19 protein-coding genes and 1 pseudogene are annotated in these 18,874 nt (G+C 62.4%); 9 read left to right on the forward strand and 11 right to left on the reverse strand.

The window, feature by feature from the left end:
• Positions 1-250 precede the first annotated feature (250 nt).
• Positions 251-1,108, reverse strand: a complete 858-nt coding sequence (locus WS45_RS05580) for an oxidoreductase (RefSeq protein ID WP_059698660.1) — start codon at positions 1,106-1,108, stop codon at positions 251-253.
• A 117-nt stretch (positions 1,109-1,225) separates the two neighbouring features.
• Here WS45_RS05580 and WS45_RS05585 point away from each other — a divergent pair, with 117 nt between their 5' ends.
• The 3 genes from WS45_RS05585 to WS45_RS34745 all read left to right on the forward strand — a co-directional run bounded on the left by WS45_RS05585 (position 1,226) and on the right by WS45_RS34745 (position 3,458).
• Positions 1,226-2,179, forward strand: a complete 954-nt coding sequence (locus WS45_RS05585) for a LysR family transcriptional regulator (protein ID WP_059698662.1) — start codon at positions 1,226-1,228, stop codon at positions 2,177-2,179.
• 169 nt (positions 2,180-2,348) lie between these two features.
• Positions 2,349-2,852: a DUF1993 domain-containing protein gene (locus WS45_RS05590; RefSeq protein ID WP_059698664.1), complete on the forward strand. Its 504-nt coding sequence runs from the start codon at positions 2,349-2,351 to the stop codon at positions 2,850-2,852.
• 306 nt (positions 2,853-3,158) lie between these two features.
• Positions 3,159-3,458 (forward strand): hypothetical protein, encoded by a 300-nt coding sequence (locus WS45_RS34745; RefSeq protein ID WP_156437041.1) that lies wholly within the window; start codon positions 3,159-3,161, stop codon positions 3,456-3,458.
• Here WS45_RS34745 and WS45_RS34750 read toward each other — a convergent pair.
• A complete protein-coding gene (locus tag WS45_RS34750) occupies positions 3,451-3,930 on the reverse strand; it encodes a hypothetical protein (RefSeq protein ID WP_156437043.1) in 480 nt (159 codons plus the stop codon). The genes WS45_RS34745 and WS45_RS34750 overlap by 8 nt on opposite strands.
• A gap of 208 nt (positions 3,931-4,138) precedes the next feature.
• On the opposite strand from WS45_RS34750, the gene WS45_RS05595 reads away from it, so the two are divergent.
• From WS45_RS05595 to WS45_RS05600, 3 genes are all read left to right on the forward strand, one after another.
• Entirely contained in the window at positions 4,139-6,823 is a 2,685-nt protein-coding gene (locus WS45_RS05595) for a TrlF family AAA-like ATPase (protein WP_059698667.1), read from the forward strand.
• Between the two features lie 326 nt (positions 6,824-7,149).
• The gene (locus tag WS45_RS34755; protein WP_156437045.1) at positions 7,150-7,578 is read left to right on the forward strand and encodes a hypothetical protein; all 429 of its coding nucleotides are present in this window, start codon (positions 7,150-7,152) and stop codon (positions 7,576-7,578) included.
• A 2-nt stretch (positions 7,579-7,580) separates the two neighbouring features.
• Complete coding sequence (locus WS45_RS05600; protein WP_059698669.1) at positions 7,581-8,276, forward strand: hypothetical protein; 696 nt, start codon at positions 7,581-7,583, stop codon at positions 8,274-8,276.
• A gap of 976 nt (positions 8,277-9,252) precedes the next feature.
• Here WS45_RS05600 and WS45_RS05605 read toward each other — a convergent pair.
• From WS45_RS05605 to WS45_RS05615, 3 genes and pseudogenes are all read right to left on the reverse strand, one after another.
• Positions 9,253-9,588: pseudogene (locus tag WS45_RS05605) on the reverse strand (GH3 family domain-containing protein); the annotation flags it as partial.
• A 27-nt stretch (positions 9,589-9,615) separates the two neighbouring features.
• Positions 9,616-10,563, reverse strand: coding sequence for an aldo/keto reductase (locus WS45_RS05610; RefSeq protein WP_059698674.1), 948 nt, complete (start codon positions 10,561-10,563; stop codon positions 9,616-9,618).
• A 313-nt stretch (positions 10,564-10,876) separates the two neighbouring features.
• A complete protein-coding gene (locus WS45_RS05615) occupies positions 10,877-11,497 on the reverse strand; it encodes a LysE/ArgO family amino acid transporter (RefSeq protein WP_059533562.1) in 621 nt (206 codons plus the stop codon).
• A gap of 106 nt (positions 11,498-11,603) precedes the next feature.
• Here WS45_RS05615 and WS45_RS05620 point away from each other — a divergent pair, with 106 nt between their 5' ends.
• A complete protein-coding gene (locus WS45_RS05620; RefSeq protein ID WP_059533564.1) occupies positions 11,604-12,497 on the forward strand; it encodes a LysR family transcriptional regulator ArgP in 894 nt (297 codons plus the stop codon).
• 60 nt (positions 12,498-12,557) lie between these two features.
• Here WS45_RS05620 and fnr read toward each other — a convergent pair whose 3' ends face one another.
• The 3 genes from fnr to WS45_RS05635 all read right to left on the reverse strand — a co-directional run bounded on the left by fnr (position 12,558) and on the right by WS45_RS05635 (position 14,660).
• On the reverse strand, positions 12,558-13,304 hold the full coding sequence (gene fnr / locus WS45_RS05625; protein ID WP_059447453.1) for a fumarate/nitrate reduction transcriptional regulator Fnr: 747 nt from the start codon (positions 13,302-13,304) through the stop codon (positions 12,558-12,560).
• A gap of 137 nt (positions 13,305-13,441) precedes the next feature.
• Positions 13,442-13,909 carry a universal stress protein gene (locus WS45_RS05630; RefSeq protein WP_059533566.1) on the reverse strand — a complete coding sequence of 156 codons (468 nt, stop codon included), beginning with the start codon at positions 13,907-13,909 and terminating at the stop codon, positions 13,442-13,444.
• A gap of 340 nt (positions 13,910-14,249) precedes the next feature.
• Entirely contained in the window at positions 14,250-14,660 is a 411-nt protein-coding gene (locus WS45_RS05635) for a DUF3005 domain-containing protein (protein ID WP_059698676.1), read from the reverse strand.
• A 278-nt stretch (positions 14,661-14,938) separates the two neighbouring features.
• Here WS45_RS05635 and WS45_RS05640 point away from each other — a divergent pair, with 278 nt between their 5' ends.
• Positions 14,939-15,172 carry a hypothetical protein gene (locus tag WS45_RS05640; RefSeq protein ID WP_011659947.1) on the forward strand — a complete coding sequence of 78 codons (234 nt, stop codon included), beginning with the start codon at positions 14,939-14,941 and terminating at the stop codon, positions 15,170-15,172.
• Positions 15,173-15,309: 137 nt separating this feature from the next.
• Positions 15,310-16,230, forward strand: a complete 921-nt coding sequence (epsC, locus tag WS45_RS05645) for a serine O-acetyltransferase EpsC (protein ID WP_059533573.1) — start codon at positions 15,310-15,312, stop codon at positions 16,228-16,230.
• A 114-nt stretch (positions 16,231-16,344) separates the two neighbouring features.
• Here epsC and WS45_RS05650 read toward each other — a convergent pair whose 3' ends face one another.
• The 3 genes from WS45_RS05650 to WS45_RS05660 all read right to left on the reverse strand — a co-directional run bounded on the left by WS45_RS05650 (position 16,345) and on the right by WS45_RS05660 (position 18,805).
• The gene (locus WS45_RS05650) at positions 16,345-17,148 is read right to left on the reverse strand and encodes an SDR family oxidoreductase (RefSeq protein ID WP_059692675.1); all 804 of its coding nucleotides are present in this window, start codon (positions 17,146-17,148) and stop codon (positions 16,345-16,347) included.
• On the reverse strand, positions 17,148-17,777 hold the full coding sequence (gene folE / locus WS45_RS05655) for a GTP cyclohydrolase I FolE (RefSeq protein ID WP_059698678.1): 630 nt from the start codon (positions 17,775-17,777) through the stop codon (positions 17,148-17,150). Before folE ends, WS45_RS05650 begins: the two co-directional genes overlap by 1 nt.
• Positions 17,778-17,878: 101 nt before the next feature.
• On the reverse strand, positions 17,879-18,805 hold the full coding sequence (locus WS45_RS05660) for a LysR family transcriptional regulator (RefSeq protein ID WP_059692669.1): 927 nt from the start codon (positions 18,803-18,805) through the stop codon (positions 17,879-17,881).
• Positions 18,806-18,874 lie beyond the last annotated feature (69 nt).

Genomic DNA, 18,874 nt, shown 5'->3' on the forward strand with positions numbered 1-18,874 from the left:
TTTTGAATGGCCGCTTCCGGAATCGGCGTCAGTCCGTTTCGGGTCGGCTTCTGCCGACCGCATCGGGCGTCGTTCGGCCAGCTTCGGCCGCTTGCGGCTACTCTCAGACGGACATTCAAGCGGGCGCTGCGCTCAAAGAATCAGCAAGTCGTCGATGCCCTGCATGATGTTCTGAAACGCGTTGCGACCACGGCACCGCTGCCGTCGCAGCGGTGCCGCCGTGATCCGCTTTCGTCGAATCAAGCGTGACTCAGACAGCAAAGTCCGTTGATGCTGACAACGCTTTCCACGTTTCCGTTTCCGTTGTCACGTAAGCGTTCTTGTCCGCGATCGCCTTCAGCGTGTCGCTTCCGAGCGGCAGACGCAGCGGTGGCGTTTGCGCATCGGCCAGGGTGACGAGCGCCGTCGCGAGTTTCTCCGGGTCCCCGGGCTGATTGTGATTCAGTTCGACTGCCAGGCGGCGTACCTTGCCGGACGTCTCGTCATAGTCGTCGATGATTTCCTTGCCGACGACGAGCGAAGACGCATCGAGAAAATCGGTGCGAAAGTAGCCCGGTTCGACGACGGTCGCATGAATGCCAAGCGGCTTGAGCTCGGCGTGAAGGGCTTCCGTAATGCCTTCGACAGCGAACTTCGTCGAGCTATACACGCCGAACCCGGCGGCCGCGCGATAACCGCCAATCGATGACATGTTGATTACGTGCCCCGAGCGCTGCTTGCGCATAACCGGCAGCACCGCGCGCGTTACATTCAGAAGGCCAAAGACATTCGTGTCATACATGCGGCGCACCTCTGCGTCGGCCGATTCCTCGACGGCCGCGAGCAGGCCGAACCCCGCGTTGTTGACCAGCACGTCGATGCGGCCGAACTTCCCGATGGCCGCGGCGACGGCAGCCTTGGCCTGCGCCTCGTCGGTAACGTCAAGCGCGACCGGCAACAGCGCAGGCGATTCGCCAAAACGCTCGCTGATCGCGGCGACGTTGCGTCCTGCGGCCACGACAGCATTGCCGTCTGCCAGCGCCGCTTGCGCAATCAGCGCGCCGAGACCGCGCGATGCGCCCGTAATGAACCAGACGCGCTTGAACTGCTGTTTCGTAACGTTGCTCATGATGTGCTCCTATGTTCGCGGTGAAGGTGAACGAAGCATAGGACGAGCGATTGACACACACTAGCCGTCGTTTGCTAGACTGATAATCAACTTTTATTTGCGAATCAGGAGCCGCCGATGAACGAGGTCCGAGCGATTTCGATCTTTGCCCGCGCCGCGGCGCTCGGCAATCTTCGCAGGGCGGCCGTCGACCTGGGCATCTCGCCGCAAGCGGCCAGTCACGCAGTCATGCAGTTGGAAAAGTCACTGGGCGTGCGGCTGTTTCACCGGACCACGCGCAAGCTGAGCCTGACGGAAGAAGGACAACGACTGCTGCAAGGCGTAGAACCGGCGCTGACCATGCTGTCGGCGGCGATCGACGACGCTCGCCGCTCGAAGGAGGAAGTCGCGGGCCCGCTGCGGGTTAGCGCGCCGGCGGCGCTCGCGCGAGCGGTGCTTTGGCCGTCCATCCTCGAATTCGCGGCGCTCTATCCCGACGTTCAACTGGATGTCCGTTTCGACGATCACTTCACCGACCTCGTCACCGATCGCGCGGATGTGGGGTTTCGTGGTGGATCGCCCCCTTCCGAAGGCGCGATTGCACGGCGTCTGCTGCCGATTCAACTGATCGTATGCGCATCACCAGCGTACATCGAGCAGCATGGCAAGCCGAAAACCATCGACGACCTCGGTGCTCATCGTTGCTCGGGGTACCGGCGCGCGAACACCGGTAAGCAGGCGCCGTGGGAGTTTCAGATCGGCAGCGAGATCGTGTATCGGGAGATCGCAGCGTCGCTGTGCGCGAACGATATCGACGCGGAAACGGAAGCCGTCGTGGCCGGTCTCGCGATCGGTCAGCTCGGCAGCTTTTCGGCGGTTTCCCACATTCGCGCTGGGCGGCTCGTACCGCTGCTCACACAATATATGACCGAGCGCGAGTCAATTTACATCTACTACCGTCATCGAGCCGAGCAACCGGTGCGTGTGAGAACGTTTATCGACTTCATGATCGCGCGCCTCGCAGACAACAGTGAATTCTGCCTCACGGCGTCTGAACTGCGCGCTGCACCGGGCGCGAAGCGATCGCGCTGAAAGCCGGCAGAATGCGGCACAGGCTTCCGCCGTCCACCGCGCTCACTAGCATTTCCATGGCTTCCAGTCGGTCCACTGCGCTCACTCAACGAGAATTTCGTCGCGGTATTGTAGAGGAAGTGGCCGGCAGAGGCTCGGATCCATCCGCATCGGATTCTGGAGATTCACCATGTATGCACAGGCTATCGCGCAATGCATCGAGGCAGTCCGGTCGATGGAGACATATCTGAACAAGGCCGAACGCTTTGCGAACGCGAAGAAGTTCGATGTCGCCGTCCTGCTGTCGACGCGACTCGCGCCCGACATGGGCGGATTGCTCTATCAGATACAAAGCGCCTGCGACTATCTGAAGGGCGGCGCCGCGTGGCTGTCGGGGCAGGAGCCTCCGCAACACGAAGACAACGAGCAAACGCTGGATGAAGCGCGTGCGCGCCTGCGCAATACGATCGACTTTGCCGTAAGCGTGACGGCCGCGCAATACGCCGATGCGGCCAGTCGGATCGTGAAAGTATCGTGGGTGCCCGGCAAGCTGACCGGAGAAAACTACTTGCTACAGATCGTGATTCCGAACATTTACTTTCATGTTTCGATGGCTTACGCCATCCTGCGAGCGAATGGCGTCGACCTCGTAAAGAAGGACTTCATTGGGCCCGTCGATTCGTTCGACGCTTGATGGCTGGGCGACCGCGTGTGGAACAGAAGCGGACGTTGCTTAACATGGGTCAAACGGCCGTTCGGGGTCGAGTTCTGCCGACCGTGTTGGGCGGTAGCCGGCCAGAAGCGACGCTCGCTGGCTAGTGACATATGGCAGAAGCTCGATGCATTTCGGTCATTCGAAGCTATTTGATGTTGGTTAAGGGCCCGCAATAGTTGCGCTCCCTGCCACGAGCACGTTGCCCAGTGGTTCATTCCATTTCGATGAAAAAGACCTATAACCAATACTGAAGCCACTTTGCATCGGCCTTTATGGAGAAAAGACGTGTCCAATCGGTTTATTGCACTGAAGTGCACGCTCTCGTGGCATGAGTCGTCAGAAGGCATTAAGCTCAATGGCGATGGGACTTGGCACGAGGCATCGCCCAACAAATGGTTGCCCTACCCGAAGGGTAAATGGACACAGGACTTCAACAAGGGGGTCATGGTTCGCGGTGATGACAACACGAACGTTCTCTTTCTCGTTGGTTTCATTTTTTCCACCGCGGCTGAGCATCAACACGGACGGCTTCTGTGGGAGATTGACGGGGGAGGCGGTACCTGGACCGTTTTTAGCGTCATTTGATGAACGGTTGCATCTGCTGTCGGCTCGACCTACTCGGCCACGTGGCCTGGTGCCGCAGGAATCGCGTACTTTGTCGCGCCCCATCCTGCGTCGCAATCTTCGCTATGCCATATTTGACAAAGCCATCGGCGGTAATCAGATCAACACGTCCCCTTCGATGCGTGGGAAGGCAAGACGCCGGCATCTGGGCGCCCTTCATCTCAAAACGGCCATCGACCGTCGACGCCTGTCCTTGCAAGGCCACTCGCGGCACGGTGCTCTGCGCAACGTTGGATGACAGCAGGCGCTGTCGAGAAAAAGGGAGGTTTTTATTGCGCCACACACGCTGCCTTGGCACGCAAATATCCATAGCCAATTGACCGGTGGACATCTGAGAACAGCCAATACAGGCGCTTGTGCCGGATGACGGAAACGGGTCGATCTGCGTCGGTCGCGCGTCACAGAGCGGCGGCCGGCCGCGTTCGGCCATCATGAGCCATCCGCCGGAAGCGCCGGCCGGACATTCGAACGGCTAAAGCAATCGGAAAGCGGACATCGCCGCACGCGTCAGCCTGCTGAATTAGCGCGCCGGTTGCCCTGCAAGGATATGGACGGTTCGCAAGTATCGCGCCTAGGCGCGATACTATGCAGGCGATCGGCGCATAACGGGGCTGTCGATGCCGCATATAAGGAAAATCAACATGGCAGAGAAATTGCAAGAATGTCTGGTGGAGTCTGACGGCGCGCATTTTTACCGGGGCGACCTCCATATCCACTCCTATCCCGCGTCCCACGATGTCACTGACAAGGCCATGACGCCTCAGGCCATCGTTGATACGGCGGTGCAGGAGAACCTGCGGATCATCGCGATTGCCGACCACAACGAGATCGGGAATGTCCAGGCAGCGGTGACGGCAGGGAACGCCGTTGGCGTTCTCGTTATTCCTGCCGTCGAGCTATCCACACCCGAAGGACATTTGCTCTGTTATTTCCCTTCAGTGGCAGCGCTAACCCAGTTTCACGGCCGCCTTGACCTCGCCGATCGCGGTCTTCCCAACAGTCGCTGCCGTAATTCGATGCACGCATGTCTTGATATAGCGCGGGGCTTGGGCGGTTTTTGTGTTCTCGCTCACGTTGACGGCGGTAACGGGTTGGAAACTAACTATCCTGGTGGCTCACCCCACAAGACGGACATCATCTGTCACGACGCCTTGCTCGGGATCGAACTCAGCAGCGCGGCGTCACCGGTGCGATATGCGCCGGATGACCCTGATCAGGTGCGTGCGAATATTGGCCGGCAGCGAATCGAACGGCTGGGTCTGGGCGAGCGCCAGTATCTGGCGCGCATCCTTAGTTCCGACTCTCACACGGTGAACGCCCTTGGCCGCAACGCCAGTCAGGATCGCAAGCTCACCCGCTACAAGATGGCGACCCCTTCGTTTGATGGTTTGCGCCATGCGCTGGAAGAGGGGGACTCCCGTATTCGCCTGGAAGATGAGGTACCTGCCGCGACGCCGTTCATTCTGGGGATGAAGATCGGTGGCGGCTTTCTGACAGGGCAGACCATTCATTTCAGCCGTAACCTGAACTGCATTATTGGCGGTCGTGGAACCGGGAAATCCACGACGTTTGAGGCCGTGCGCTGCCTGACGGGCACCGAATCCGGTGCAGAGGTCGTCGATTCAGAGGTATGGCCACATCAGTTGCACCTGTTCTGGCAGGACGAGGCCGGCCAGCAGCACTCGTTGTCGAGAGCAATTGGCGGAAGTTTGACAAACCTCGATGATCCACTAGATGGGCCGATCGAATTCGGACTCGACTGTTTTGGACAGGGCGAAGCGGCCCGCGTTCGCGAGCAGGCGAAGGGTGATCCGCTCGCGCTTATGAAGTACCTTGATACCTTTACAGGAGTTCACGACGCGATCGGGGAGGAGCATCTGATCCGGGACGACCTAGAGGCGCAGCGTAACAAGATTGTCGAGGCAGAGAAGAACGTCGCAGCCATCCCGCAGACGCAGCGTTCATTGACCGTGGTGCAGCAGCAGTTGAAATTGTTCGAGGCCGCAAAGGGCGCTGAAGTGATCAAGCTGCAGCGCAGCCTGGCAATCGAAAAGGCAAAGCGGGAACAACTGAAGGAGAAACTGGGAGATCTGAAGGAATTGGTCGAGGATGCGTCGCTCACCGAGACAGGAGCAGCCCTTCGGTCGATTGTCGATGCCGGTGACGTCGTCACAGGACGTAACGAGGCGGCGGAGATCGTCTCAGCGCTGGACGAATTCGCTGCAGCGGTAAAGCAGGCGCAGGCCACTATCGCAGCAGCGTATACGAAACTCAACGCCACGACGACGTCATCGATTACCAGATGGATGACCAACGAACGTCCGATTCGCGAAGATATTGAGGCAAAGCGGGTCGCGCTGGAGGCGCAAGGCGTCAAGCTAGATATGTCGCATGTCACGAAGCTGACGGCAGAAGAAACGAAGCAGCAGAAACTGCTGACAAACCTCAAGACGTGGGAGCCGCACTTGAAGGCTCTGCGTAGCGAGCATGCGACTATTCTTGAGAAGCGGTGGCAGGCGCGCAAGACGGTTGCAGCACTGCGACAGGCCTATGCAATCAAGGCGTCGCGCGCGCTCGCGGAGGTGCTCTCGGACTTGCAGGTGAAATTGCAATACGTGGAAAGCGGATTTTCCGAAGAGGCGGTGGGCATCATCGCATCTGCGTTGAGCTGGCGAACGGTGAATCACTACAAGGCGCGTGTCATTGTCGAAAAGCTGACGGTGCCAGGACTGCTCGGCGCGATTGCGAAATCCCAAACTGCGCCACTGACGTCAATCAGAATCGAAGACGGTGTTCAGCCGTTTTCGAATGCTGATGCCAGAGAAATTCTGGAGAAGCTCAGCGAACCGTCTATTCGTGCGGCGCTTGAACAATGCCATGTCGACGATCTGCCGAGGTTGACCGTGACACGACGCGTCGGGGAGGGGGCGAACGTCCGATATGCGCAGCGCGATTTTTCCCAGCTCTCGCTTGGTCAGCAGCAATCGGTTTTGCTCGCACTGATCCTGTCGTCGGATAGCAAGCGCCCGCTGATCATCGATCAGCCGGAGGATAACCTGGACAGTGAATTCATCTTCCACACTTTTGTGCCAGTCCTTCGTCGCGCGAAAGAACGAAGGCAGGTCATCATCGTCACGCACAACGCGAATATTGCTGTCCTCGGCGATGCCGAACAATTGATTGTCTTTAAGAGCAACAGTGATCACAGCAAGATTGTGGCTCGTGGTTCGATCGACGATACCGATGCGCGGGATGCCGCATGCAAGATCCTGGAGGGGGCACGGGAGGCCTTTACCCGGCGTGCCAGGATCTATGGGATCAAGTGATAGCTTTTAGGGGCGTCGATGTGTTATGTCACGCCTGAGCGAGTTGCAACAGGGTGAACCGGGGACTGGGTCCGGTGATGAGAATACGTTACACATGCAGCGCGGGTTGAACGTCGGCGAGCAACGAACTGCCGGGTGCGGTCAGCAACTTTGGAACGGTACTTCTACCACCCGGAGTACAGCGCTGGAACGCATGGGTCGCCACGTCTGCGTTAGCGTAGACGTCCTTGAGATGCTGGAACAGGTCGAAGTATGATGGCGCCATAGCCGTCGGACGACGTTAGGCGATCCAGCGTTGTGAATATGATGCTATGCGGGGAAGGCGTATGCCAACACGTGAGGAAATGCAGGCCGCAGTTGCCAAAATTCAAGCATATTGTCGGGAATATTCGGGAAAACATCGAGCATTTTTTGATCGATTGCTCGATTCGCTCGATGACATCGAAAGAGTCACGGGAGAAGGACCTGAGAGTCGCCTGAACGCACAGTATCGCACGGCGATTTCAATGCTTATCGAATTGGCAGATCGGCCCAGCGCTGTCACTCTGAATCGCGCCCTTGCGCGTATTAATCAACGGGCGGGCTCTGAGTTCAAAGACGTTGTTCTCGTTGGTGGAGCGCGAGATGGGCAAGAGTTGTCCACATTGCTACGAAAACCAGCCAGACGCAACAAGCGGCAGAAAGAAATCATTGAGAAGCTGCGCGGCAGTTTGATGCCTGATCATAAAATATTCAGCCGTCGGGAAAGGGGATAGAGATGGCGAAACCCAGAAAGGGCGCGAGTAAAACCCAAAAAGCACCGCCCGAAATGAATGAGATGGTTGAGGCGCTGCTGAGCATGGCAAGCAATGCCCCTAGCTATACCTTTGAAGACCAGGCCTCTGAGGCCAAGCTGTATGAAATAGTCGTTCTTGCTGAGGTACTGGACGCCTATCCAGGTTCAGTCAGCACCGTCAGCCCCGGAATGGTGGAGAAGTTCAAGCTCGCTGGAGCTCCCGCGAAAGCGAACAAGGGAAAATTCACATTTTTTGAGCTTAGTCGTGGGAATGCACCGGAGGGCGAAGTTTGGCTTTCGGTTGAAGTTTCGACACTGAGTTGCTACAGAGCCGGAGGTCCGGACGACGCTCTCTCAAGTCGACACGAGATTGATGTCGGTGTCTTCGTTCCACTACCAATGGACTCGTATCCGTCGTTTGAGGAACTGGTAGCAGGCTTCAGCTGTAAGCATATGAATGCCAGCAAAGCTCATATCCGCGAGCTACTTGGCCTGCGCCGCGAGACTGCGGTCCTAGGTGGTCCTATTCCGAGCCGCGCTCCATGGCTGGTGGCGGGCGGCCTGCCGGCGAATCCAGCATCGCCGCTGATCTTGATCTCTTCGGATGCTGGGGTGCTCGAGTACGCCCGCCCAATTGACGAACTGGGCGCATACGTTGACTACGTGTGCTTCAACTAAACCGAAGCAGCCGAATGGCCGTTAGCCTTCCAGAAACGGCCGTTGCCTTCGTGTGGGGCCGGGTGGCTCAAACGGGTCGATCACGGCCCTTGATGAAGTGACGGCGAAGCAATCTCACACCTGATCTGACGCTGACTGAGAGATCAGGTCTTGACTTACGCAAATGCTCGATTGATGCCGACATCACGAGGCTGGCCTCTATCAATGAAGCATTGCGTCAGGGGGCGCAACACTGCAGGCCGCAGTCTCGGGAAAGATTGTCTTCTTGCCCCGCAGAGGGACGTCTAACGCGGGGAGCCACAAACTGTTCGTCGCGGAAGCACGCACCAGAACAACGACTTACGATGGCCTAACAGTTAACAATATTCAGATGCATCGATCGAGATCGGCGGGCGAGCACGAGGGGCAAGAGCGCAACAACTTCGTCGCGGGAAGCTTGTCAGGACGTGCCTAACGATGGCTGAGGAAACCTTGCAGTGTGCGTATGCTCGTTATTCTCGCCCCTTGGTAGACGGCATAGCATTTGCGAGATTCAACCTAGAAGCAAGCCTTTGATTTTTAAGCGGTATTAGGGTGTTCTTCCTTCGGGGGTCAACTTTTCTGCGAATTTTATAGGAAAAGGTCACCTTTTCTGCCACTTCTTCAGGGGGAAATTCTCAGAAAAGGTGCCCAAGCCATTGATTCATCTGGACAGCAGAGGCCACCTTTTCTGCGAACCTACACAGGGAAGGTGGGTTTTTTTGCGGTATTCAGTCCTTCCACCAGCCGCGACCGGATACACGGCAATCTGCCTTTCGCAGCGACGGAAGTTCAATGCGTTGCCGACCACCCCGAGCGGACCACCGCGATATCGCGACTCCATCGTGACTTTGCGGTGACCGTGGACGCCGCCACGGGCCAGCCTCAAGCTCGATCTGGGTCCAGACCGCGCTGGCGCTGATGATGGGTTATGGCGACGGGAAGGCGAGCGCAGTGATCAACATGCCGCGACGCCGGGCACGGCGCGATGCAGATCGGAGAGCCAGACGATCAGCACGAACTGCAATTCTTCGAGAAAAGCCCGCGTGTAGGGAATGAGCTTCTGCTGCTCGCTGCTGCCACTCGTGCGCTCGAAGAAACGCGGCGCTTGCGCGGTCAGGACCGGAGCGGAATCCTGGAGTGCACGATCGATCCATCGGGACGTGTCGGCGTAGGGGGCCGCCGGCACGCCCTCGCGAAATTGTGCCGGATCTACGATTTCGGCAAAACAGTTGGCAGTGCAGAACGCTATGTTCCGATTTGCGTCGAGCAAGCGAGATAGACAGGCTGCCTGCGCATCGCCCGGCGCATCAAGGGGTCTTCAGACCGCGGTCGCTGCGTCGATCTTGCGAATGTCTTCCTCGTCGAGCCGCACGCGGATCGCCTCTCCGAGCAATGCGAGCTGCCCGAGCGACGTCGCACTCGCGATCGGTGCGGTGATCGTCGGCCGCGCGATCTGCCATGCGAGCGCGATCGCGGCCGGTTGCGTGCCGTGCTTCGCCGATACGTCGTCGAGCGCCGCGAGAATGCGCAGGCCGCGCGCATCGAGATAACGGGCGACGCGATCGCCGCGCACGCTTTTCTTCAGGTCGGCTTCGCTGCGGTACTTGCCCGACAGGAAGCCGCTCGCGAGCGCGTAGTAGTTGACGACGCCCAGTTTCAGGTCGCGCACGACCGGTTCGAGATCGCGCTCGTACTCGGCGCGGTCGATCAGGTTGTATTCCGGCTGGATCACCTGATACGCGGGCAGGCCGTTGCGCTTGCTGACGTCGGCGGCTTCGCGCAGGCGTGCGCCGCTGTAGTTCGACGCGCCGATGATGCGCACCTTGCCCGCGTCGATCAGCGTCTGGTAAGCGGAGAGCGTTTCGTCGAGCGGTGCCGTGTCGGCGAGATCGCGGTGCGAGAAATACAGGTCGATGTAGTCGGTCTGCAGGCGGCGCAGCGAATCGTCGGCGGCCTTCAGGACGTTGTCCTTCGTCAGGCCGGCGCGCGTCGCGAGCAGGCCGACCTTGGTCGCGATCACGACCTGATCGCGCTTGCCGGAACGCTTGAGCCACTTGCCGATGATCGTTTCCGATTCGCCGCCGCTGTTGCCGGGCGCCCAGGCCGAATAGACGTCGGCCGTGTCGATGAAGTTGATGCCGGTGTCGGCGAGCGCGTCGAGCAGTTCGAACGATGCGTTCTCGTCGACGGTCCAGCCGAAGACGTTGCCGCCGAAGGCGAGCGGGGAAACCTGGATGTCCGACGTGCCGAGGGTGCGTAGTGCCATGTTGCTCTCCGGAATCTGAGGGGTGACGGGATGAACGACAGGATTGGCCGGGATGAATGCGACGGGAAGGCGAACGGGCGGAGCGCTTTCGCCGTTGTCGCGGACACCGGAACATTCTCGCTGATCGAGCGGAATCGTGCAGCGGACGGCGGATTGTCCGTCCGGCAGATGGATGATCCGTGCGGCGGCGTTCGATCCGGAACTGAATCTTGAGGCGTCCGGAGGGAGGCAGGCGTATCGCACCACTTCGACGGAGCGGAACGAAAAACGGGCGGCAAAGTTGCCGCCCGCGATCGATCGGCGCCCCAATCCGTTACCGCAACTGCACGGCCGCCAGAAACAGCACCATGCTGCCGATCGCGCCATCCAGCACGCGCCACGCGACGGCCTTGCGGAACCACGGCGCAAGCAGCCGCGCGCCGTATCCGAGCCCGAGGAACCACACGACGCTGACCGCCATCGCGCCGATCGCGAACGCAAGCCGCGAGCCTTCCGGCTCGCGCGCGCCGGCCGTGCCGATCAGCAGGAACGTATCGAGATACACGTGCGGGTTGAGCCACGTGAACGCGAGCGTCATCAGCACGATCGCGACCGCGCTCTGCGGCGGCGGCGCGACGGCATCGCCGCGCACGTCGAGCGTTTCGTGTCCCGGCTTGAACGCGCGACGCAGCGCGTTGATGCCGAACCACGCGAGATATGCGAGGCCGACGTACAGCACGACGTGGACGAAGGTCGGATAGCGCTCGACGAGAACCGATGCGCCGCCGACGCCCGCGCCGATCAGGATCATGTCGGACAGCGCGCACAGCAGCACGATCTTGCCGACATGCGAGCGCATGATGCCTTGCCGGAGCACGAACGCGTTCTGCGCACCGATGGTCACGATGAGCGACCCGCACAGGGCGGCGCCGTGGGAAAAAGCGATCCAGTTCATGATGGGAAGTGATGGAGCAGTAGACGGGTGAATCGGTTGGCGCTAGTCTGCGGTCAGCCGGATCATAAGAGAAGCTAATTCATCTAATGCCGATTAAGGAAATCTAATGCTCGACTACGCATTGCTCGACGCTCTCGCGGCGGTGATCCGGTACGGCTCGTTCGAACGGGCGGCGAGGGAGCTGAACGTCACGCCATCGGCGGTATCGCAGCGCGTGAAACTGTTGGAGGAGCGCGTCGGCAGCGTGCTCGTCAAGCGCGGGCAGCCGTGCGTCGCGACGACGTCGGGCGCGTTGCTCTGCCGGCATACGGAGCGCGTGCAGTTGCTCGAGGCCGAACTGGGTGGCCGGATGCCGGCATTGCCTGGCCAGATCGCAAGCGCATGGCCGATGTTGCGCGTGGCCGTCAACGACGACAGCGTCGCGACCTGGTTCATCGATGCGGTCGGGCCGTTCTGCACCGAGCGCGAGACCTTGCTCGACCTCGTGATCGACGACCAGGACTACACGGCCGCGCGCATTCGCGACGGCAGCGTGCAGGGCGCGGTGACCGCGCAAGCCGAGCCGATCCAGGGATGCCGGTCGACGCGGCTGGGGCGCATCCGCTATCGCGCGGTGTGTTCGCCGGCGTTTTACGACCGCTATTTCGGCGCGGGCATCACGCGCGATGCGCTACGTCGTGCGCCGTGCGTGATGTTCAATCCGAAGGACGGTTTGCAGGCGCGCTTCATCCGGCGCGTGACGCGCGCGGATCTCGATCCGCCGCAACACTGGATCCCGCACGTCGCGGGCTACCTGCGTGCATGCGAAACGGGGCTGGGATGGGGAATGTGCCCGGACCGGATGGTCGATCGCCAACTGGCGGCGGGCGAACTGGTCGACATGTCGCGCGGGCGGACCGTCGATATCGACCTGTACTGGCAGAGCTGGCGTTTGTCGATCGGCTGGCTCGACGATTTCAGCGCGGCGCTGAAGGCGCGCGCCGCGCTGTTTCTCGACTGATCGAAGCGGGCGCGGCGGACGGTGGCGAGCGGCGGCGCGCAGGATACGCGCCGCGCGGGGTCAGACGTGGTGCAGGCCGTCGAAGTCGACGATCTGTACGAGGCGGCCGTGCATTTCGATCAGGCCGCGCTTCTGGAACTTCGACAGCGTGCGGCTGACCGTTTCGAGCGTCATGCCGAGGTAGCTGCCGATGTCTTCGCGCGTCATCCGCAGGTTGAATTCCGACGGCGAGTAGCCGCGCTTCAGGTAACGCGACGACACGTCGAGCAGGAACGCGGCGACGCGCTCTTCGGCGTTCAACGAGCCGAGCAGCATGGTTTGCGACGTTTCGCGCACGATCTGCTCGCTCATCAGCTTGTGCATGCGCAGCTGCATCGTGCCGGCTTCCGAGCACAGCGACTTGAGCGCGCTGTACGGAATCACGCAGACCGAGCTGTCTTCCAGCGCAACCGCGGTGCGCGGGTGCGTGTCGTCGCAGATGCCGTCGAGGCCGAGCGCTTCGCCGGCGAGGTGCAGGCCCGTGACCTGCTCGCGTCCGTCGTGGCGCGTGGCGACGGTTTTCAGCGAACCCGAGCGCACGGCGTACAGGTTGTCGAAGGTGTCGCCTTCGCGGAACAGCGCTTCGCCGCGCTTGACCGGGCGCGCCGCGCAGATGACTGATTCGAGGCGGCTGAGCGCTTCGGGTGCGAGGCCCTGCGGCATGCACAGGTGCCGCATTGCGCACGACGAGCAGTGCGGTGCCTGGCGGGGAGCCCAGTTGCCTGCATGGGACGAGGCGGCGGGACGTGTGGCGACGGGCGTCAACATGATCGTTTACTCCGGCATTGAATCGACCGAATCATTGTCCCACCGCAAGTTGCCGCTGTCGGGTGACAAAACGTCGCGACCGCGCGCACATGTCGCGGGCATCGCATCGGCTGCACGCATGCCGACGCCGACGCCGCTCAGCCTTCCTGATCGTCCGTATGCGCGGCGGCCGGGATCAGCAGCACGGGCAGCGTCGCATGCCGCACGCACTGTTCGGCGATGCTGCCGAGCACGAGGCGACGGAACCCGCGGCGGCCGTGCGTGCCGAGCACGAGGAGATCGGCGCCGAACGCTTTCGCACCGTCGAGGATCAGCGTCGACACGTCGTTGAGCGACGACGCCTCGCTCGTCACCGTCTCGCCCTTCACGCCGGCCGCCTGCATCAGCTTCTTGAATTCCGCCGCGAGCGCATTGCCTTGCGCGATGAGCTGGTCGCGCAGGACGGACGGATCGTAGCCCGGCACGTTGTAGTAGATCGCGGCGTTTTCGACGACGTAGAACGGTTGCAGTTCGGCGCCGTGCTCCTTCGCGAGCGCGAGGGCGGCATCGAACGCGTGGCGGGCCGTGTCGCTGCCGTCGATGGCAACCAGAATGCGCTTGTACATGGTGTCTCCAGGTGGCGGGTTGAACGGAAGTCGGCGGAACGGCCGAGCAGGCCGTGCGTCGCTGCGAGGCAGGGTAAACCAACGGCGGGGACTTTGCAGCGACGTGCCGGTCGTCGCGAGTGTGCATTGAATATCATCCGGACCGCGATCACGTGACTTCGATCAACGCCGATGCATCGACGTCGCGAAACCCGAGTGTCGAACGCGAACCCGGCGCCGATATCGATTCCAGCGCCGATTCGGAGGACCGGCGCGCGAACGCGCGCGTCGCTCCGCCGCCATCGGTCATCGGCCGCGCACCGACCCGCCAAACGAACGGTCGATTCAAACGCCGCGCGCGTCACCGCGGCACCGGCGTGATTTCGATCACCCGTTCCGGCCGGCGTCCATGGCCGGGCCAGTAAGCGCTGCCGTACATCCGGTGAACCGGGCCGTACAGCGCGTCGCCCGCGTGCGACGGCGCGTCGAACCCCTTCTCGATCACCATGTAGCCGGCACGCAGCGCGAACGCCGGATGATTGCCGCCCGGCCGGCTGTCGAAGCCGGCGAAGCCGTCGCCGGCTTCGGGCATCGCGTTGACGAGCGACGCGTTGCTGTGCGTGATCTGGTCGGGCGAGAAGGCGCGGCCGCTCGCGAGACGCGCGGCCTCGCGATTCTTGCCATCGGTGTCGACGGTGCTGTCGTGCGTGTCGTCGTTGTCGAGTTCGATGCTGCGCGGACGCGCGGCGCGGGCTGGAGCTGTCGTTTCCATCACGGCTCTCCTGGCGGCGAAGCGCTCCGGATCGAAGCAAATCCCGTTCCGGGCAAGACGGGAAAACGGCGCGCGGACGGTCGCCGCCGTCGTGCCGCGCGCGCTGATTTGTCATGATTTATTTCAGCTAGAAGACCCGTTTTCTACAGAGTATGATTCATTTCCTGCGAAGCGGCGACAGGGGAAGCGGTCTCGCCGCCTCTGCCCGCACCGGGGCGCCGCAGCACCCTTAAGACGGGTAGTGAACAACAAATCAAGGGACTAGAGGTGGCGGATTCATGCAAGCGACTACTGCCTTCACGCACCGCGGTTATCTGTTGAATTGCGCGCCCGCGCGCGCCAGCGACGGCTCGTTCAAACCCTACGTCGTGATCTCCCGATCGAGCGACGGGGAACTCGTCGCGAACCGTTTTTTTCCGACCGAGCTCCAGTTCAACGACGAAGGCGACGCGATCGCGCACGCGCGCGACTGGGCCGTGCGCTGGATCGATGCGAGCAGTATTACGATCTGACGCCGTCGCGCGACGGCGGCATCGGCCGTCCGGCCGATCCCCCGGCGCGCCGCTGCCGGACGAAAACGCGGTAATCTTCTGGAACCCGTCACTTTATTAGTGGCCGTGCGATCGAGCGCGGCCGCCTGCATTGGCATATGTCGACATCACCCGCCCGTCAGTGGGGCCTCGAAGAAATCGTTGCCGGCTTGCGCGAATCGCGCGAGGAACTTCATCGCACGCGACATCCGCGCGGCATCCGCGAGCTGCCGTCGCGCGACGCGATCTGCAAGATCGTCACCGGCCTGCGCGCGTCGATGTTTCCGACGCACTACGGCGCGCCGGATCTGACCGACGAAAGCGTCGACTACTACGTCGGCCACACGCTCGAAAGCACGCTGCGGATCCTGTCCGAACAGATCCGCCGCGCGCTGCCGTTCCTGCCCGAGCATGCGGACACGCCGTTCGCCGAACTCGACGAACGCGCGTTCGAGATCGCGCGCGAGTTCGGCCGGCAGTTGCCGGCGGTTCGCGCGCTGCTGGTCAGCGACATCCAGGCTGCCTACGCGGGCGATCCGGCCGCGCAGCACATCACCGAGATCCTGCTGTGCTACCCCGGCGTGCTCGCGATGATGCACCACCGGCTCGCGCATGCGCTGCACCAACTCGGTGTGCCGCTGCTCGCGCGTTTCATCAATGAAATCGCGCACTCGGCCACCGGCATCGACATTCACCCGGGCGCGCAGATCGGCCCGAGCTTCTTCATCGATCACGGCACCGGCGTCGTGATCGGCGAAACCGCGATCATCGGTGAGCGCGTGCGCGTGTACCAGGCCGTCACGCTCGGCGCGAAGAGCTTCCCGGCCGATGGCGACGGCGCGCTGGTGAAGGGCAATGCGCGGCATCCGATCGTCGAGGACGACGTGGTGATCTACGCGGGCGCGACGATTCTGGGCCGCGTGACGATCGGGCGCGGTTCGGTGATCGGCGGCAACGTGTGGCTCACGCACAGCGTGCCGCCCGGCACGAGCGTCGCGCAGGGCAAGGTCCGCGAAGGCGGCAGCGCCGAGAAGCCGTAACGCGGCGCGCGAACGGCGGAACGGTCGTTCGCGCAGCGTAGATGAAGGCGTGTGCCGATGCATGCACGCCGGCGTGCGAACGGCGCACACGGCTGCCGTCGACCAAGCCCTTCGTCAGTGCTTGCCGGCCGGCGAGCGATGCTTGTACAGCACGTCCTGGTCGACGCGGATCAGGTTCTGCCCCGCATCGACGACGAAATCCACGCCGTTGTACGCACTGCCCGTCAGCAGCAGGATCGCGCCCGCGACGTCGTCGGGGCCGGCGATGCGCGCGAGCGGCGTCGATGCGCGGCTCGCGTGTTCGAAGTCGGCCTGCGTCTGGTCGTCGCTCGGCAGCATCAGCCCGGGGAACACCGCGTTCACGCGCAGCACCGGCGACGACGACAGCGCGAGCATCTGCGTGAGGTTGCCGAGCGCGGCCTTCGCGACCGTGTAGCTGAAATGGTCGCGGTGGAAGTTTTCCTTGATCTTCTGGTCGACCACGTTGACGACGACGCCCTGCGTGCCGGCCGCGCGGGCCCGTTCGTAGAATGCGCGCGTGAGCAGGATCGGCGCGCGGCAGTTGACGGCCCATGCCTGGTCGAACGCCGCGAGGTCGAAGCTCGGGAAATGGTCCTGCCAGAACACCGACGCGTTGTTGACCAGCACGTCGAGGCGGCCGAAGCGCGCATATACCTGGTCGATCAGCGTGGTGATCTGCGCGGCATCCGACAGGTCGGCCTGCAGCGCGACCGAATCGTGCCCGCGTTCGGCGATCGCGCGGGCCGCCGCCTGAGCGGCATCGGCGGAGCGGTCGTAATGGACCGCGGTGCGATAACCGTGCGCGGCGAAATACTCGGCGAACGCGCGCCCGGCCCGGCGCGCGGCGCCGGTCACGAGCACGACCGGCGCGTTTGCCGCTTGCTTCGTGGACTGCATTACGTATTCGTCAGGTTGACTGAAGAAGGATTCGCGACGATCGACAGGAATTCGCGCCGCGTCGACGGATCGGTGCGGAACGTGCCGAGCATGCGCGACGTGACCATCTCGACGCCCGGCTTGTGCACGCCGCGCGTCGAGATGCACTGATGCGCGGCTTCGAGGATCACGCCGACGCCCTTCGGCTGCAGCACGTCGAACAGCGTGTCGGCGATCTGCACGGTCATCTTTTCCTGGATCTGCAGGCGCTTCGCGAACGCGTCGACGAGGCGCGCGAGCTTCGAGATGCCGACGACGCGATGGTTCGGCAGATACGCGACGTGCGCGCGGCCGATGATCGGCACCATGTGGTGCTCGCAATAGCTCTCGAAGCGGATGTCCTTCAGCACGATCATTTCGTCGTAGCCGTCGACTTCGCTGAACGTGCGCGCGAGGATGTCGCGCGGCTCCAGCGCGTAGCCGGCGAAGAACTCTTCATAGGCGCGCACGACGCGCGCCGGCGTGTCGAGCAGGCCTTCGCGGGCGGGATCGTCGCCGGCCCAGCGCAGCAGCACGCGAACGGCATCCTCGGCTTCTTCCCGGCTCGGCCGGGATGCGGCCGGCTCGGGCCGCGCGGATTTTTTACCCATCTAGTCGCTCCATCGAATGCGGCCGCCTGCGGCGGCGCGGATATCCGGACATTGTTTCATGCTTTCGCGGGTCGTGCGTGCGGCCTGCCGCACACCCCGCGTCACTTCGGCCATTCGTCCTGCTCGTCGTTGAACAGCGACGCGACGACGCCGCGCAGCCACGCGGTGCGCGGATCGTTGTGGAACTTGCGATGCCAGTGCTGCTTCAGGTCGAAGCGCGGCAGCGGCAACGGCGGCTCGACCGGCACGATGAACGCATGCTCGGCCGCATACGCATAGCCGATCGCATGCGGCACCGTCGCGATCAGATCGGTGCGACTCAGGATGAACGGCAGGCTCATGAAGTGCGGCGTCTCGAGCACCGCACGGCGGTGCATGCGCTGCTTCGCGAGGTATTTCTCGAGCACCTCCTGGCTGCGCCCCTCGGCGCGCACCACCGCATGCCCGCACGCGAGAAATTGCTCGGCCGTGAACGGGCGCGCCTGTTCGAGCGGATGGCCGCGCCGCATCAGGCAGACGAACCGGTGCGTGAACAGACGCTGCTGGAAGAAGTTGTTGCCGTCGAGATCGGGGAAGTAGCCGACCGCGAGATCGATCGAGCCGGCTTCGAGGCCGCGGCCGACTTCGTCGTGCCCGAGCGAGACCGAGCGCAGGTTCGCGTGCGGCGCGCGCGTCGCGAACGCCTGCAGCAGCTTCGGCAGGAACACGATCTCGCCGACGTCCGACAGCGCGATCGAGAACGTATGCGTGCTCGCCGCCGGATCGAAGTCGTGCGGTGCGACGAGGCCGCGCTCGATCTGCGCGAGCGCATCGCGTGCGGCCGGCAGCAGCGCGAGCGCGCGCGGCGTCGGCTCCATTCCGCGCGACGTGCGCACGAACAACGGATCGCCGAAATACTCGCGCAGGCGGCCGAGCGCGGTGCTCACGCGCGGCTGGCTCACGCCGAGCAGGTCGCCGGCGCGGCTGACGTTGCGCGTGTCGTCGAGCGCGACGAGGTAGGGAATCAGGTTCAGATCGAGCGTATCCATCGTGAGGCCGGTATCCGGGAAGCGTATACAACTTATCTCCAAAATCGCGTTGCCGCATAGTCGGGAAAG

It is taken from the genome of Burkholderia sp. RF2-non_BP3 (assembly GCF_001522185.1).
Taxonomy (GTDB): domain Bacteria; phylum Pseudomonadota; class Gammaproteobacteria; order Burkholderiales; family Burkholderiaceae; genus Burkholderia; species Burkholderia diffusa.

Coding starts and splice junctions, on each gene's coding strand:
- WS45_RS05580 (WP_059698660.1), bottom strand. CDS start 1,108: ATGAGCAACGTTACGAAACAGCAGTTCAAGCGCGTCTGGTTCATTACG.
- WS45_RS05585 (WP_059698662.1), top strand. CDS start 1,226: ATGAACGAGGTCCGAGCGATTTCGATCTTTGCCCGCGCCGCGGCGCTC.
- WS45_RS05590 (WP_059698664.1), top strand. CDS start 2,349: ATGTATGCACAGGCTATCGCGCAATGCATCGAGGCAGTCCGGTCGATG.
- WS45_RS34750 (WP_156437043.1), bottom strand. CDS start 3,930: ATGATGGCCGAACGCGGCCGGCCGCCGCTCTGTGACGCGCGACCGACG.
- WS45_RS05595 (WP_059698667.1), top strand. CDS start 4,139: ATGGCAGAGAAATTGCAAGAATGTCTGGTGGAGTCTGACGGCGCGCAT.
- WS45_RS34755 (WP_156437045.1), top strand. CDS start 7,150: ATGCCAACACGTGAGGAAATGCAGGCCGCAGTTGCCAAAATTCAAGCA.
- WS45_RS05600 (WP_059698669.1), top strand. CDS start 7,581: ATGGCGAAACCCAGAAAGGGCGCGAGTAAAACCCAAAAAGCACCGCCC.
- WS45_RS05610 (WP_059698674.1), bottom strand. CDS start 10,563: ATGGCACTACGCACCCTCGGCACGTCGGACATCCAGGTTTCCCCGCTC.
- WS45_RS05615 (WP_059533562.1), bottom strand. CDS start 11,497: ATGAACTGGATCGCTTTTTCCCACGGCGCCGCCCTGTGCGGGTCGCTC.
- WS45_RS05620 (WP_059533564.1), top strand. CDS start 11,604: ATGCTCGACTACGCATTGCTCGACGCTCTCGCGGCGGTGATCCGGTAC.
- fnr (WP_059447453.1), bottom strand. CDS start 13,304: ATGTTGACGCCCGTCGCCACACGTCCCGCCGCCTCGTCCCATGCAGGC.
- WS45_RS05630 (WP_059533566.1), bottom strand. CDS start 13,909: ATGTACAAGCGCATTCTGGTTGCCATCGACGGCAGCGACACGGCCCGC.
- WS45_RS05635 (WP_059698676.1), bottom strand. CDS start 14,660: ATGGAAACGACAGCTCCAGCCCGCGCCGCGCGTCCGCGCAGCATCGAA.
- WS45_RS05640 (WP_011659947.1), top strand. CDS start 14,939: ATGCAAGCGACTACTGCCTTCACGCACCGCGGTTATCTGTTGAATTGC.
- epsC (WP_059533573.1), top strand. CDS start 15,310: ATGTCGACATCACCCGCCCGTCAGTGGGGCCTCGAAGAAATCGTTGCC.
- WS45_RS05650 (WP_059692675.1), bottom strand. CDS start 17,148: ATGCAGTCCACGAAGCAAGCGGCAAACGCGCCGGTCGTGCTCGTGACC.
- folE (WP_059698678.1), bottom strand. CDS start 17,777: ATGGGTAAAAAATCCGCGCGGCCCGAGCCGGCCGCATCCCGGCCGAGC.
- WS45_RS05660 (WP_059692669.1), bottom strand. CDS start 18,805: ATGGATACGCTCGATCTGAACCTGATTCCCTACCTCGTCGCGCTCGAC.